The sequence below is a fragment of the Fictibacillus tiangongensis genome (assembly GCF_048083785.1).
Taxonomy (GTDB): domain Bacteria; phylum Bacillota; class Bacilli; order Bacillales; family Fictibacillaceae; genus Fictibacillus.
In genome coordinates this window covers 1,544,519-1,560,089 of sequence record NZ_CP182294.1, presented here as the reverse complement: position 1 = coordinate 1,560,089, position 15,571 = coordinate 1,544,519, and the positions used below count along the sequence as shown (strand labels likewise).

The following is a 15,571-nucleotide window of genomic DNA, read 5'->3' as shown; positions in this document are numbered from 1 at the left end:
ATATGAGGAAGGTTTATCTGTTTATGTTACTGTTTAACAACAGTTTTCATAAACTCATCTACATCTTTGGTTTGGAATATCTGCAAGGGCGAAACATCGTCTAGTTTATATTTGTAATCAGTTATGATCCAAATATAAGGAAAAACCTCCTTTTCTTTCTGCCAACTTGCGTTTCTCCATTCATCACTTTCAAAGTATGTTTTATATCTATTTATCTTCTGCTGCATTACTTTTGCTGAATAGATGCTCCTCTGTATCTCTACAAATAACGGACTACCTAACCAAATCATAAAAATGTCTGGTTCAATGGTTGATTTCTCTGCAAGCTTTGGTTCAATCTGCACCAAAGTAGGCTTTTGATACTTGCAGGCATCAATATAAAAATTACTTATAGTGTTAAAATGAGGTATCTTCTTTGAATCCTTCTTAATTGGTGATGGGTTTAGAAAGTAGTTGTAAGGCTGACTTTCAGTACATGCTGTTACATAGCCATCTCGTCTTAATCTCTTCATCACATTGTTACAAACTACAACTTTCTGTTTTAAATGGCTAAAGTGCATTGCAATAATCTGATCACGATTTAATATACGAAATTTCTTTAAGTCATCAAGGATTAACTTATCTCTATTTACCATCTTCTCCACTCCCTAATAAGTTAGCTTTAAATGTAGGTTTAACTGGAGATTCATTTATATTATCTTCTATAGTATCTGTTGTATCTTCAGATATAGTTGTTGGTTCATCTTGCACCATCGTTTCAACTATATTAACTTTTTCTTCAATTGACTTATATTCTTCTAATATCGTTTCGGCATCTTCCTCATCTAAATAGAAGGCTTGCGCTTCATGTATTCCATTTAATTTGTAGAACATACGACCACTATCTTCTGAGCTGATACTCGCTGCTTCATAGGAATCTAAAATGATACGACTGTTAACCTTATCTGCCATCTTAAAAGCTATTCTCATAGTCATATTGTTCTTTAATTTTCCATCCATTGTGTCCCTGTCAGGACGTTGTAAACTTAGACATAGGATTACTCCAAATGCTCTCCCCTGTGAACTAATCCACTCTATATCCTTCTTTATACTTCCTTCACTTTGGAGCTCTGCGAATTCGTCAATGCATAGAAGAATATAAGGAAGTTTCTTTTCAGCTTTCTTATTGTATTTATCAATATGAGGTACTTTCGCTTCTTTCATTAACTTCTTACGTTTCTTCATTTGCTTAACAACTTTTTGAACCATTTTAGCTATCTCATCAGGTTCGTTTGCAAATCCTTTAACCATGGGCACATTTTCAAATAGGAAGAATTCGACCATCTTAGGATCACCTAAATATAACTCTAATTGACCAGGTTTCATGTGCTGTATTATTGAAGTAATCATTGTTCTTAGGAAAACAGATTTACCCGATCCTGTTTCACCAGCAACAAGTAAATGAGGATGTTTTATTAAATCAACAAGTATAATTTGACCGTTCTTAGCCTTACCTACAACCACAGGTAATTTGAATTCTTTCATTAATGGATGTAACGTTTCAAACTTATAAGGAATGACCTTCTTTAATCCTTCATTGTAGATAGTTAATACAAACTTCTTATTTTCTTGTTTCAGCTTTACATGCTCACCAAACTGCTGCTTAAACAACCAATCATTCTTTATTACTTCTTTAGGATCTAGACCTAACGGGAGTGTAAATACAATTTGCATCGAATTGTCCTTTGATTTAACACTTTGTATTTTAGGTAAGATGTAATGAACGTAACTCTTCTTTTTATGAGTGAGATACAAGCCACCTGAATAAAATGTTTTCTTTAATTTGCTCTTATACTTCTGAGTAATTAACCATTCATTAAACATGTCATCTACCCCAATGCCACATAGGAGCATGAAAGATAAAGTATCCAATTCCTATGGATGTTCCAGCTAGTAATATTCCTTTTGTTATCCGTTCAATTATTTCTGCTGATCTGGTGTTGCCATTTGAAATAAACATGTTTTCAATTAACCCTATTCCTATCAATGAAACACCTACACCACAAACAACAATGTAAGCTAATTTCATTTCAGGTGAAAAATGAAGCAAAGTACTCAAGGTTGGTGCTACTATTCCAAATAGCCTATTGTCTCTCCTAACGTGTCTCTTCATTGGTTTCTGAAGCTTAGAATTGATTTTGTAAAGTTCATCGCGAACCTCGCAACCATTAATTTTTATAACCATCTCAAATTCCCCCAAAGATACATGATAGAACTTCTAAACTGTACTCAAGTACCGTATCCATCCAATCAGGCATTACTAACTGTGAATGATCCCTTAAGGCTTTACCGTTTTCTATGAAGTTGTTTACGTGGTCTAATGCAGGTTGAAAAGGTGCTATTAGACTGTGACATTTGTCAGCGTAATAAAATAGTTCATCCTCGTTTAACCATTGAGTTGCTTCGATAGGCTCTAACTCACACAGCGTTTTCCCATTCACCTTCAGCCGAATAATCAAAACCACTTCGCTCCTTTCTCTCGCTTGTGTTTTAAACAAAATTTCAATTTCCTATTCTACTAGTCTTTTAGCTTGAACTAATGTAGTAAGGGTTAATATAGTTTTTGCTCTATTAACTGTTGCGTTCACTGCTATAACATTTCTTATATTTGCTACTATATTTAGACTGCTTGTTAGAGTTATCTCGTCCATCGAAATTAATTTCTATATATCTTGTACTATTTTGGTAGACAGGAATTAGTTTTCTGGTGTAGAAATTACTTATTGAGGTGATCATGCTTGAAAAAGTATAAATGTAAACTTAAAGTTATACTTGCGGATCAAGACATAAGACAAAAGAAGTTTTCTGAAGTTACTGGTATAAGTGCGTCTACATTAAGTGGAATTGTGAATGGTCATACGCTGCCATCATTTGAGAACACATATGTGATATGTAAGGAATTAAATAAACCTATATGGGAAGTTTGGATTGAAGAAAATGTATGATAAAAGATATGGAATACTATTTGCAGTGAAGAGTAATACAAGTTCAAATAGAAAAGTTACTGTAATGGACTTGAAACTAGGAAGGCAGATCACTTTTACAGTGGACGAAATTGAAGGCTTAGAGATGGAAGAAGATCTAAAGGTATTTATGAGGAAAAATCTTGAGAAGTTGGATTCGGGATATTGGGATTATACAGGTACGCATAAAAAATGAGACCTAATTTGGTCTCATTTTAAAACAATTTAAACTTTATTAATTTGTTGTTATGTTCACGCATTTCAATTGAAGCTGTGGTAGCTTCTTTAAAAAGTTCTAAATTATGTCCGCTTAGGTAATTACTTAATTCATAAGTAACAATTTGTTTTGGAGGTATATTTATATTTAGTAATGGATCAGACCTTCTTGCGCCAGCAGATATTCTTGCTGTACTTTCATCGTTTGGATTCACTGAAAACAAAAACAGTTTTTCATTATAAAAACTGAATTTTATATCTCTTAAAATTTTTGGCATTTCTGATCCATTATAAATCTCAATATTTAAATACAGTGAAGCAGAAGATGCCTCATCAATAAAACTAGTATCTCGTCCACCATACCCATCTGGTTTAAAAAAATCTACTTTCCATTCCAAAACATATGTCTTTATCCCACCCCAGTTTTTCAACACTTGAGTGAGTATTAGAGTAATAATTACACCTAATAAAGCTCCAATTATACCTTCAAATGATTCAATTGTTTTTAAAATATCTTTCATTCCGTACTCCTTAAAACTTTCCTTAATTGGAAGGCGTTTGTTGAATTTCTTTAATTTCTCTTTGAATATTGTTGCCTGTGTATCGTACTTCTTTATCTACAGAATTTATTTTTTCAATTATTTCATTGATTCCAATAAGAACACAACCAAAGAATAAAGATGATAATATTGCCCCTATTCCATATATCCAACGGAATGGATGTGGATCTTCATAAACATAACCTTCTGTTAAACCCGGGGTAGAAATATTTAAAGTAAAACCAATATACAACCCACTAATAACGCCTATAACAATGATTGCCCATCCTACTTGTTTAATAAATTCGCTCATATTATCACTCTCCCACTGGTAATTATATCCTATTTTTAGAATTAAATGAATATTTTAATGAAAAAAAGCCTACCTCAATAAAAAGAGATAGGCAATATTTATTTACTTATAAATCTGCTCATTAGCTGCTATAAGATCATCGTCAGCTTTATTGAATTGCACGTATCCACTAACATTCGATACAGTACATCCTCCGCCAACTTCATACTTATAATTGTTACCTTCGTTTACACCATAAACACGAAAGATACATGATTTAGGTAAGACTTTGATAAACTTCTTGTTTGCATCATAAAGGTTGATATCCTTCAAGATATGTAATCTACCAATCTGTCCTTTAACCATTTTCACTCCATCCCAATACACTCCATCGGATGATGTCTTTAATTTAGGTTCATTGCTTTTTGGTTTAGGTTGTTCAGATACTGGAGCTTTAGTACACTCATTATACTCATCCACAATATCTTTAAGTAATTGCTCATACGTTTTACCATATCTCTTCAAAGCATTAGAAGGATCAGTTTTTCGACCTGGATCAAGTTTTTCATGACCTATCCATCTGTTAGGATTAAACTTAAACACATAAGAAACATAAGCACAGTACCATACGTATCGTTTATAAGCTTCCTTGAAGTTGATAACTCTTCCAGTTTTCTTATGTTCTCCAAAGCATAGCTCTACCCCAGCAGCAATATCATTCGCATCATCACCAAATAGATGATTATCAGCAGGTACATTATAACGAACGTGATGTGCTCTTTCTGCTTTATCTAAAGTCAGAGGTACACATTCGATAATATCAATATCATCAATGAATGTATGAGCAGATGCAGATGTACTGTCCATAGGAGTATTCTTAAAGTAATCAACGTTGTTTTGAGCAGTACTTCCGTAGTTACCTGTATCATGAAGTACACCAAATTCAGGCTTGATTAAGATTCCTGGTCTACGATTAGTTTTTACTTTTATGTAGTCTTTCTTGATTTGGTATTTCATTTTAAAAGTCATTTTACAAATTACTCTCCCTATACTGAAATTAAAATACACTTACAGACAATTGTGTCCATAAGTGTTATAATTTTATTTGGACAGACGGTGGCAAACTAACTCTGTCCTTTTACTATTCCTAAAGAAATTAAAATTCCTGTAATTAAAGTTACGTAAGTTTCCCATCTTGCAGGGTCAACTTTATATCCTAAGTCCTCTAGAATTAAATACATCAAAGAAGCTATAGGAATCAGTACTGAATACTTTAAAACTTTTTTCATCAAGCAACACCACCACCTTGAAATAAATATTTAGCTACAAATCCTAACCCAGTTAAGACTGCTAAAATTAACGACCCCGCAACGAGTTTAATTAACCACTTTGTATCACCTTTTATTTCACTTAAATCACCTTTAATATCTTTAATGTGACTTTCAGCTAATGCCATTCTTGTTTCCATATTCGATTGCCGTTCTTCCATCTTTCTCATGCGTTCTTCAAATTTTTCTAATGGTTCCAAATTTCACACCTTCTTCCCAAATAAAAAAGAGCCAGCTATTTAGCCGACTCTCGTTCTCTAATCATTTTCGTATAAGCTGGATCTTCTTTATGAGGAAGTAACACTCCACTCAATAAGCTACCTCCGATTAACAATAAGCATGACAACCACAACCACCAAGGTTTATCTGGAATAATTGTAAGAACAATAGCTCCAATGATAAGACTGTAAACAGCTATCCAATGATACCAAGCCATTATTAAACACCCCTTATTTTAGGTTCTTTGCAGCTTGTCGTGCAACTTCATTTCGCTGTTGATTTAATTGATCCAATAACATACGTTTCTTCGATCCAGATAGTTCTTTACTATTTTCGATTGAACGCATTTCCTTACTAATATCACTGATTTCTTTAGTAACATCTTTAACTTCTTTATAACGTTCTTCTAGTTCAAAATCTTTTTCATTTTGTTTAGCTGAACTTCTAGCTTTAGAAAGAGAATCTAACATGTTATAAAGCTTATTTACAGATTCTCCAGTAGAACCTTTATTAACCATAAACGAACGTAAAATAGGTTGTTGATTGATTTGTTTGTCTGGTTTTTCTGATTCCTTACTTACTATTCCCGATTTCTCCAATACCATATCAACTGCATCTACAGTATATTCACCAAGTCCTCCTGTAAGTCCTCTAATGGTATTATCAATAATACGAGGAGAACCAAAGTTCTTGAATGCGCCTTCTCCACCAGTTAAATTATTAATACCTTTACCAGCAATCCTTGCTACTTGTGAAGTATTTATATCGTATCTGTCAGGGTATTGAACATCTTGATCACGCATAGGATCAATAGCTCCTTGTTTAAAGAATGAATAGTTTGCCATACCTTCTATAAACGGTGCTATACCAGTTAGCATAGTAGGTACGGAATAACTTGAAATAGCTTCTTTCGCAAACTTATCAAATGCCTCTGGGTCTTTATCAATCCAATAATCTAAAGTACGTTCAGGAAGATTTGCAAAGATAGGTGCAAGATCAAATGGTTTTGGAACTCTAGCAACTTGATTAGTACCAGGTACAGGGACTAACCAGAATGTATCCTTTAACCATTGTGGTGCGTCATCTATAGTAGCTTTTTGTTCTTCATTCGCTACATTCTTTTGTAAGATGTAAATACCTATTGTAGGAGCTGTAACTGCTTTAAAAGCTCTTGCTGTAACCCCTTTTGGGTCTTCTTTAATTGCTCTAATCAGCTTACTCTTCCCTTGAATATTTGCATTCAAAAAGGCAACTACTTTGTTTGCTTCACGAATACTGGTTCCAGATCTTGCGAAATCCATTAAATCTCTAGCACGATATGCAGCTTCTTCTCGGGATACTCCTGCTTTATTAATAGCAGCACGATATTCTCCAATTTTTGTTGCTGTTTCAGATACATCTGCAATGGTACGAAGGAGTTCTACCCAAGATTTAGGGTTTACAATGTTTCTAAATTTAGGTGTATCTCCTTCTTTTAGAGCATTTTCTAATGCTTTACGGTGTAAGTTTCGATCCATAGATACAATGTTCCCATAACCACCATTGGATTCAATGAAATCGTTATACCACGTTCCCGTAGAGATTTCTTTTCCACCAACCTTAAACGTTTTTCCTTTGAATATTGCATTCCATAATCCAACTGGAAAATCAATGATAGGATTAAAACCAGAACTAGAAACAACATAAGCTTGTGCAACATCTCGTAATGGGTTACGCAGTGAAAACTCAGGTGTAAGTGTGGCTCCAGCTCTTAGTGTACTAGCAGGTGCTTGAAGAATTTTAATTAAAGTATTCGTTGACTCTTTATCCATATTAGTAATTGTTCGGTAAATTTCTGGAGGAACTTCATACTTAACCTTTTGTCCGTTTTCCATAACACTAACAACATTTTTACGGTCAACTTTTTCATTAGAAGCTAACTTTCTTAACATTCCTTTTTCGTCTTCAGAAGCTAATTTTGAAAGCTGTAATCCAACTTTATTACGATCTGCTTGGTTAGTAGCTTGAAAGATATTCTTGACCATACTCTCAATTGGATCTATTACATCCCTGCTTGAACCTTCTAGACGTTTAATTGGATTACTAGCGTTAGCCAAAGCATTACTCATGCCTCCTGCAAAACCTACTTTCTCATCATCAAAGGAACGAAAGAGTGGCATGTAGTTAGGCCATTTCTCACGCATCGTTTCAATTGATTCAGATGAAAGGATTTGATTCCCTCCTAATTCATTACGAAGAACATCGTCACTTACCTTCATTAACTCTTTACGGATTGCCTCCATTTCGGGGGTTCCAAAACGTTTGATAACATCGTCAATCTCAGCATTAGTAAAACCTGAATTCATGCCTTTAGAATTCACATCTTTTGCGTGAACAGCTAGAGCATAGTCACCTAAATCTTTTTCATCGTAACCAGCTCTTTTTGCACTTTCTAAAACAGGAGCTAGTTTAGTTCTTACAAGTTCATGTGCTCTCTCTGGACTTCCTTTTAGAAGTCGTGCAGTTTTGTACAGACTGTTCTCAGCACTAGGAAGTGATCCACGAACATCCTTTTCTAATCTTTCTAACGGTGCCATATCATCTACAAATTGTGTGCGAAGATTCTTAAGGAATTCCATAGTTTTGTTATCTTTTTTAGGTGTTCTGTCTACTTTTGAACGGAATGAAGCTAAATCACCAGATGAATGATCAATATCTGGCATCGGTTTAACTTTAATTAATCCTGGGTCTGTTTCTGGAGATATATTTTCATAAAGTTTTTCAGAAGTAGCTTTTTGATTATTGCTACTTAAAGTATTAGCTAAAACATTATTATTTGTTTGCTCTTGAGTTGTCGTTGGTACATTTTTATTCTTATTAGGCAGTTTATTTCCAAGTTTATTAAGGAGTTTCTTACCACCCAAAGTTAATAGTGGATCTAATAGTGCTCCACCTGCTGTTTCCAATCCAATTTGCAAAGCGTGATCTTTTATACTTCTTTTCTCTGGACTAAAAACTTCAGTAGCTCCACCTTCAGCTAATCCAAATAGAGCACCTGCGGCGGAGCCTTCTTTGGCTAATTGAACTGCTTTCTTAGTAGTCGATGCACCTTTTAATCCTTTTGCTCCAAGACCTAATGCTTTTGCTCCTTTAACAGCTCCAGTCCCTGGTAGTAAATAACCGAGTCCACTTGAAACAAAATCAATTCCTCCACCTTCACCAAACTCTCGATCATCGAAACGATCAGTTTTGCCTCGAATACCTTTTTCCAGTGCTCCCAATGAAGCAGAGTTAATTGTCCTTGAAGCAAAACGGTTTACTTCCTTACTAGATTTACTTTTCTCACGTTTAGTTTCTTTCGTTATTGCTTCTTTCATGGACACATCATCAAATGGATTGATAAACTCTCCAAAATTCTTACCAGCATCTTTGATATCTGAAAGGATGCCTTTTTCTTTCTTTTTGTTTTTCTTCTTACTTTTCTTCTCTTTTTTTATGTCTTCTGCTAAATCTGAAGCTTTAACTGTTCGCTTCTCTCTATCTTCTTCCATTCTCTTTTGACCTTCCCAAGAGAATGCTTTATTCATCTTGTTGTAGTATTGATTAGATGAAAGGTCAGGTGCCCTCTTATAAGCCTCTTCTCTAGCAGCATTTTTAGCTTCTTGTTTTAGGCTTTCCTTTTCTATCTTTTCAGCTTCCTTTTGAGCTTTTTCAAAAGCTTTCTTTGCTTCACTCATTCTTCGTTTGTATTCATCCTTTTCAAACTCTGCTTGAGCTTTGCTAAGTCCTATTTCACGAGCAGAAGAAAGACCGGCTTCAAATGAGCCAGTCCCGTATCTACTTTCGAATATTTTCTTGTATTTGTCTTTATTAAATGCCATAACTCACCGCCCTAATACCATTTATTCTTATCCCAAAAGGCAAGTGCCTTTTCAGGAGTTCCGTATCTATCTTTAACATACTGTGCCATCATTACTAATTGATGCACTGGGTTAGAGTAATTCAAACCAGTTTTCTTTTCATAGTTCGCACGAGTAGAGTTAAGGAATTGACCATAGCCATGAGCTGTACTTTTAGGATTCTTAGCAGTAGGATTCCATGAAGATTCACGACCAACCAGTTCTGTCATTGCAGCTACCCAGTTAGAAGGAACACCCATTTTGACAGCTTGACTCATGTGAGATTGGTAAGAGGAGTTAGGAGATCCTGAAGCTTTCTTAGTGTAATTACCACCTCCTCCCTCTGTACCATTAAAACCCGATCGATAAGCATCTATTTGTGCTTGATTCATAGTTTTATTCATTTCACCTTCATACTGCATTGCATACATTCTCCATGCAGCATCTTCTCCATACTGAGATTTAGCCCATTCTAATTGCGCTTTTTCAGATGCAGACATATTTTTGAATGTGTATTCTCTCCATGCACGATCAGCTTTTTGCTGAGATTCCCACTCTGCGTCTCTACGTGCATCTCTTGATGCTCTATATTCCCATTCTTTAGCTTGTGATTGAACATCAATTAATTTCTGAGCTCTCTGTGCTTCTAAATCGTTAGTCGCTTGTTGTTGTTCCATATTCACATCATTTAGTGCAGCTTGGCGTTGAGAGTTTAACCCCACCTGAGCAGATACACCTTCTCCAGAACCAGATAACCCTTGAGCTGCCATTAACTCACGTAATTTAGATACATTCTGTTGATTCACAACATCGACTTGATTACGTTGTTCAGCGTATTGAGGTGCAAGAGAAGCTTTTTGTTGATCAAAGAGTGTATTAACTTGTTTCTTTTGCTGATTCTCATAGCTGTATGGATTTTCTAAATTCCACTTTTTAATTTTGTCATTATAGGACTTAAGCTGATCACTCGTTACCCCTTTATTCTGGTCAATCATATCTCCAAGCTGACGAACATATCTCATATCCTTTTCTTTTGAATAAGCGTTAGTTGGATTCGCAGAACGGTAAAAACGTTCTTGTTGAGCAGATAATTTAGTAGGGTCAATTACACGGTTATTAACAAAGTGATCACCGTATGTTTTAGCGTAATTTTGATAATGTATCTTTTGTGCTGCTGTTTGATTCTTTGATGCTTTATACTGTCTGAGCCAAGTTGAAGCATGATCTATACTATCTTGTGACCATGGGTTTTTAGTCGCCATCTAATCACCTTCCTTTATGATAATTGTGTAATGTGTGCCACTGTATGTTCAGTTAGTTCACACGCTTGACTACAAAACACTTGAAACTCTATGTAATCCCCAGATTGAAGTTGGATTGCTAGTGCTCTTGATAAGTGAACTGATGTTGAACCTGGAGCAACATACTTATCTAAACGCCTATACTGTACTCCGTTTTTATAAAGGTACAATTCTCCTGCTTTAAATTGATCAAGTTGATTAATCCCTACAGAAATATCAATCTGATAAACTCCTGTCTTAGGAGCTGTAAATCGATTATCTGACCACTGGGATGTTTGATTACCAGTTGATGTTAGGTTGAATAACACTTTTGTCATAGCGTTTAATGGGATGTTTTGCGGTGAAGTGTTTCGAGAAACTTCAATAAACAATCTGTTATCCATTTTATTGTTTATACTTTCCAACAATGTTTGCACATCATTTCCCACTAATCCAGCAATTGATGAAGCACCTACGTTCTTTGCTCCACTGTCTCCTTCAGTAGTTTTTGTTAGTGCATCAATTAACTTATTCAAGTACACCCTGACTTCATCTGGAGCAGCATCAAATTGTTTCTTCAATAAGATGGGATCTAGAGTTGGTTCATCCACTAAGTCTGCTACTTTTTTTGTAAAGGATACTAATTTTTCAAACATTCATTTCACCTCACTTAATTTGACCTTGATATCTATATTTAATCGCCATTGATAAGATGGTTAAACTTTCATCTAATTTGTCATTAGATAACGTTAATTGAAAATGGGTAATCTTTTTTGCTTTTATTTTAATTTTTGCTGTCTTATGGAAAGAAGTTGATTTAAAGCTGAAGTTATTGAAGTTAATCTGTTTAAAACTGAAGAGGTTAAACTGTATAGGCTTACTACCTTTTATAGTTGTCTTTTTGAGATCAGTTTCGTATGAGACATCAACACTTGTTTTACCACTCGGCTTTATACCTAAGTAAAGCGAATCAACATACTTCCTAAATTCATCTGCATTGAAAGTAAAAGGTTTAGACTTCCAATGAGCTTTAATCGGTTGACCGTCATCATTAAAAGAGTCATCAAATTTATAGATTAAGCCTTCCTTAGAGCTGCCAAAATATAGAACACCATCAATCTCAATAAAGCAAGATGCTGGTATGTTATTGTAAACAAACCATTCTCCAAATGGACTATCTGCTGATTTTTGTGTGTAATCTAAAACATATACATTTCCATTTACCGCAAGCCAATACTTTCGATCATAATCTATAGATACTAGTTCATTAAGGTTAGTTTCATTCATCAACCAAAGATCTATATTGCCTGAGATATGAGCTACATTTCTTTCATCCCTTACACTTGATGAAACCAGTGTATAGACCCCTTCTTTAGAAACCATTACAGGGTTATTCTCGATGATTTGAATAGTTTTTGGTGAAAGAGTACCTATACGATCATTGATTGGTTTAGACGGAAAACTTGCTTTCCCTTCAGCAGTTAATTCAAATGAAGTCTGATGCATTCCGTTTTCCCTATGAATAAGCAAGGTATCGTATTGTTTGGAGAATCCTTTTACTCTGTCAGGATATTTATAGAAGCCATTTTCAGGATAATAAGTAGGATCATACAATCCGCTAACCCAGACGTATTCAGGCATATCAGGATTTCCACTAACAAATAATCTCGTATCATTTGATCCACCGTATTTTATTTGTAAGGTACATTTCTTAATACGATCAGGGAAACCTGATTGAGCTTTATATGCAGTGATTTCCACATTATTAGTACCGGTTGGAGGAGCTGTTACAAAAGTGATTTTGCCCGTTGTAATATTCACTGTATAATCTGTCGTAAAGGTCTTAAGTTCCTCATTTACCTTTACAATGACAGGGGTTGCATCAATCGGCTTAAGTGATAATTGATATTCCTTAGTAGTTCCATCACCAGAGAAAGTTTCCTTAAATCCTGCTCCGAGGAGATTAAAGTCTTCATGCTTCTCCCCTCCACCATTAGGTTTATTTGATATCGTTATTGTTGGAATGTAAGGATTGACTGGTGCTATTGTGTTCCCATCAAAAACAAGATAATTCGTTCCATCCATAATGTAGCATTTGTCGTTCATCTCAAAGAATGTTGTATCGTTGTTCGATAAACTTGAGTAAAGTTCAATAGGTGCAATAATATCAGTGTGAATACCATCTTCCCATATAGAAGTAATATTACTTATCCAAGTGTCAGAAAGATTCTCTTCTCCCCAATAAGCAAAGCCACCAAGTTCATCATTAGTTTTATACAATTTAGTTCCATGAGAAAATAAAAAAATGGATGTGCCATCCTTCTTTTTGTAAAGGTGCATTCCATTTATTCTCCCTAAACCTATTGAGTTTGTTAAAACACGAGTATAACCTTTGCGTTTATTCAAAGCTCCTCTTTCACTAATATTTACATTTAGCATACTAGGAGATTGATTATCATCTATTTGAGTAGGAGTTACTGATAAATTTATCCCTCTAAAGGGTTCAATCCTTAAAGGTGGTGGTTGAGGTGATGAACGCATTGTAAAATTCGCCACGTTGTCCCTCCTTTATTTCATAGTAGTTTAAATATTGTTGACCGCAACATTACCTGTTCCAACACCTGCTGTTACTGGGTTAGAAAATCCATCTGTAACATTACCTAACAACATGTTGTAAGTAGCAGAATCTGAAATGTGTAAACCGTATGATGTACTAAGCGTACCAGCGTTTTTGACCGAGTTTCCTGTCGCAGCGTTTCGTTTAGATGTATTCATAAATCTTAATCCATATCCACTACCAGATGCACCTGTTAATCTAATTGTGTTACCAGTAGCTGTACAGTTGTGAGAGTCCGTAAAGCCTATCCCAAAATTAGGTGCCTCAACAGAGTTACCATTCAAAGCAATAGAATCAGAGTTTATTATCTCTACTCCATACCCTGAAACTAAAACTTTTGCGTTATTTCCATTAATAGTTCCTCTACGAATACGATAACCATTAGATGTAGTGGCTCGAATTGATGCATTTTGAGAAGTTATCTCATTATTACCAATGATTATATTGTCAGCATCTGACACACGAACCGTACAAAGTATGCCATAGTCAGATCCTACTCCATCCCCAACAGACTCAACTACATTATCACTAATGTTTACTGAGCTTAGTCTACCATCTGCATAAGGTTGCCATTGAATACCTACAGAACCAGTACACTTAAATTTATTATTACGAATAACAGCTCTGTTTGCTTCACAGTTTATACCAATACCACTTGAAGAGAATACCTCATTATTAATGATCCAGATATCTTCTGCTCCCGCATGAGTATCGATGGCATCTCCACCTGATCCTCCAATTGCTGGAGAAGAGTCATTTACTGTATTTCCAGCAAACAAAATACGTCTAGTAATTCCCCATGAAGTTGTTACATTGTTGTTTGTGGAAAAGCTATGTCGAACATCAGTAAAATGAGAATTAATAATGATTCCATCCTGACAAGCATCTGCTACAGACACGCCATATGCCATTTGAGCATGATTAGCCTCTTGTACGAATACTTTGTCAACTGTAAATCGAACACAGTCAGTTAATTGAAAATGATTTACATCAAAACCTTTAGTTCTCATGTTCTCAATAAGAATGTTATAACCTCTTGTGATACGAATCCCACGCATTTCATTGTCACCTGAAGCACCTATAAATGTACCGTTCATAAGTACAACGTTTTCAACAGGATTAATTTTATGAAACACATATCCCTTTGCGACTGTGTATGTTTCATTAACAGGTATAGTCAATGTCATCTGTGTAGGCGAATCAATGGATTTAACGAACAGAATTTCTCCGCATCTTGTACTGGTTCTGGTAGAATCCCATACCTTACCACCAATTGCTTTTACCATATCCCCAGCTTTAAACGCTGCTGTGCTATTAATTTGAACCACAGTGCTTCCTTCATTTAGATCAGCTGTCAAAGCGTAACTAGATCCAAATGTACCTGAAAACATAAGAGCTGTATCCGAACTTGAAGGAGGCACAGAAGAAAAATCTAGGGTTGAACCATTGAAGTCAATCATAATATTACTTAATTCGAATGACCCTAATGCTTGGTTAAATTTGAAAACTTTCCCAGCAGGGAATACAATTTTTCCTCTTCCACCAAGTACATTCTTTATGTGATTTATAGTATCAACAACAGGTTGATAGTTATCTAATTTATCCGAATCTAAACCGAACCATTCTGGATTAATTCCTCGACCTTTGAATTCATTATCAATCTTTTCAGTATTCGCACCCATCTCAGTAATAGTTGTTAATTTAGTATCGGTTTGATTCCATTTATATAGCTTTGAATACGTTGTATAGGTTGCCATTTCACACTCCTCCTCCCCACGGATTGTAAATATCAGTTATTTGAATAACACTTGCTACTTGTTTTCTTTTTAATTCATCGTACCTAGCATTGAAGAATCCTGCCTTTTCAATGTCCTCACTTATAAGTAAATGCGAGGCAAGTCCATAGGGTAGGACATTAATACATGAACGATCATCTAGCTGTAACTCATCAGATAAATTTGTTATTTGATTGGGGATGACGTTTGGAGGAAGTAACTCACTCTGTAATATTGAGATTAAATCCCAAGCTTTCTTTTTGTATTCATCAGGATAACCATCGAATGTGTCATCCTCAGAAACCTCATCCATTAATGTCATTGCTAAAGCAAATACTTCCCCTGCTGTTATAGGCATATTAACGCCCCCTTTTCTTTCCAAAATAAAAAGACCTATCATGTTTTAAGAACAGATAGGTCTGAGG

18 protein-coding genes are annotated in these 15,571 nt (G+C 35.1%); 2 read left to right on the top strand and 16 right to left on the bottom strand.

Translation table 11 applies throughout. From position 1 onward, the window contains the following. Positions 1-26 precede the first annotated feature (26 nt). Genes ACNJYY_RS08530 through ACNJYY_RS08515 form a run of 4 tightly spaced genes read right to left on the bottom strand, consistent with a single transcriptional unit; the run spans position 27 to position 2,498 of the window. Positions 27-635, bottom strand: a complete 609-nt coding sequence (locus ACNJYY_RS08530) for a replication-relaxation family protein (protein ID WP_416731386.1) — start codon at positions 633-635, stop codon at positions 27-29. Then, entirely contained in the window at positions 625-1,863 is a 1,239-nt protein-coding gene (locus ACNJYY_RS08525) for an FtsK/SpoIIIE domain-containing protein (protein ID WP_416731385.1), read from the bottom strand. Before ACNJYY_RS08525 ends, ACNJYY_RS08530 begins: the two co-directional genes overlap by 11 nt. 1 nt (position 1,864) lies before the next feature. Further along, the gene (locus ACNJYY_RS08520) at positions 1,865-2,224 is read right to left on the bottom strand and encodes a hypothetical protein (RefSeq protein WP_416731384.1); all 360 of its coding nucleotides are present in this window, start codon (positions 2,222-2,224) and stop codon (positions 1,865-1,867) included. Between the two features lies 1 nt (position 2,225). Further along, positions 2,226-2,498 carry a hypothetical protein gene (locus ACNJYY_RS08515; protein ID WP_416731383.1) on the bottom strand — a complete coding sequence of 91 codons (273 nt, stop codon included), beginning with the start codon at positions 2,496-2,498 and terminating at the stop codon, positions 2,226-2,228. A 279-nt stretch (positions 2,499-2,777) separates the two neighbouring features. On the opposite strand from ACNJYY_RS08515, the gene ACNJYY_RS08510 reads away from it, so the two are divergent. Then, positions 2,778-2,984: a helix-turn-helix transcriptional regulator gene (locus ACNJYY_RS08510; protein ID WP_416731382.1), complete on the top strand. Its 207-nt coding sequence runs from the start codon at positions 2,778-2,780 to the stop codon at positions 2,982-2,984. Continuing rightward, positions 2,968-3,198: a hypothetical protein gene (locus ACNJYY_RS08505; protein WP_416731381.1), complete on the top strand. Its 231-nt coding sequence runs from the start codon at positions 2,968-2,970 to the stop codon at positions 3,196-3,198. Before ACNJYY_RS08510 ends, ACNJYY_RS08505 begins: the two co-directional genes overlap by 17 nt. Before the next feature lie 19 nt (positions 3,199-3,217). Here ACNJYY_RS08505 and ACNJYY_RS08500 read toward each other — a convergent pair whose 3' ends face one another. The 12 genes from ACNJYY_RS08500 to ACNJYY_RS08445 form a co-directional block, all read right to left on the bottom strand. Then, a complete protein-coding gene (locus ACNJYY_RS08500) occupies positions 3,218-3,739 on the bottom strand; it encodes a hypothetical protein (protein ID WP_416731380.1) in 522 nt (173 codons plus the stop codon). A 22-nt stretch (positions 3,740-3,761) separates the two neighbouring features. After that, positions 3,762-4,070, bottom strand: coding sequence for a hypothetical protein (locus ACNJYY_RS08495; RefSeq protein WP_416731379.1), 309 nt, complete (start codon positions 4,068-4,070; stop codon positions 3,762-3,764). A 102-nt stretch (positions 4,071-4,172) separates the two neighbouring features. After that, positions 4,173-5,066, bottom strand: coding sequence for an N-acetylmuramoyl-L-alanine amidase family protein (locus ACNJYY_RS08490; protein WP_416731378.1), 894 nt, complete (start codon positions 5,064-5,066; stop codon positions 4,173-4,175). Positions 5,067-5,173: 107 nt separating this feature from the next. After that, positions 5,174-5,341 (bottom strand): hypothetical protein, encoded by a 168-nt coding sequence (locus tag ACNJYY_RS08485; protein WP_416731377.1) that lies wholly within the window; start codon positions 5,339-5,341, stop codon positions 5,174-5,176. Continuing rightward, positions 5,338-5,577, bottom strand: coding sequence for a hemolysin XhlA family protein (locus ACNJYY_RS08480; RefSeq protein ID WP_416731376.1), 240 nt, complete (start codon positions 5,575-5,577; stop codon positions 5,338-5,340). Before ACNJYY_RS08480 ends, ACNJYY_RS08485 begins: the two co-directional genes overlap by 4 nt. A gap of 35 nt (positions 5,578-5,612) precedes the next feature. Beyond that, on the bottom strand, positions 5,613-5,813 hold the full coding sequence (locus tag ACNJYY_RS08475) for a hypothetical protein (RefSeq protein WP_416731375.1): 201 nt from the start codon (positions 5,811-5,813) through the stop codon (positions 5,613-5,615). A 13-nt stretch (positions 5,814-5,826) separates the two neighbouring features. Further along, complete coding sequence (locus ACNJYY_RS08470) at positions 5,827-9,456, bottom strand: LPD38 domain-containing protein (RefSeq protein ID WP_416731374.1); 3,630 nt, start codon at positions 9,454-9,456, stop codon at positions 5,827-5,829. 11 nt (positions 9,457-9,467) lie between these two features. Beyond that, positions 9,468-10,736, bottom strand: coding sequence for a hypothetical protein (locus tag ACNJYY_RS08465; protein WP_416731373.1), 1,269 nt, complete (start codon positions 10,734-10,736; stop codon positions 9,468-9,470). A 14-nt stretch (positions 10,737-10,750) separates the two neighbouring features. Beyond that, positions 10,751-11,410: a hypothetical protein gene (locus ACNJYY_RS08460; protein WP_416731372.1), complete on the bottom strand. Its 660-nt coding sequence runs from the start codon at positions 11,408-11,410 to the stop codon at positions 10,751-10,753. Positions 11,411-11,420: 10 nt separating this feature from the next. Then, complete coding sequence (locus tag ACNJYY_RS08455; protein WP_416731371.1) at positions 11,421-13,310, bottom strand: phage tail fiber protein; 1,890 nt, start codon at positions 13,308-13,310, stop codon at positions 11,421-11,423. Between the two features lie 27 nt (positions 13,311-13,337). Next, positions 13,338-15,128 carry a hypothetical protein gene (locus ACNJYY_RS08450; protein ID WP_416731370.1) on the bottom strand — a complete coding sequence of 597 codons (1,791 nt, stop codon included), beginning with the start codon at positions 15,126-15,128 and terminating at the stop codon, positions 13,338-13,340. A 1-nt stretch (position 15,129) separates the two neighbouring features. Further along, positions 15,130-15,504: a hypothetical protein gene (locus ACNJYY_RS08445; RefSeq protein ID WP_416731369.1), complete on the bottom strand. Its 375-nt coding sequence runs from the start codon at positions 15,502-15,504 to the stop codon at positions 15,130-15,132. Positions 15,505-15,571: the final 67 nt, after the last annotated feature.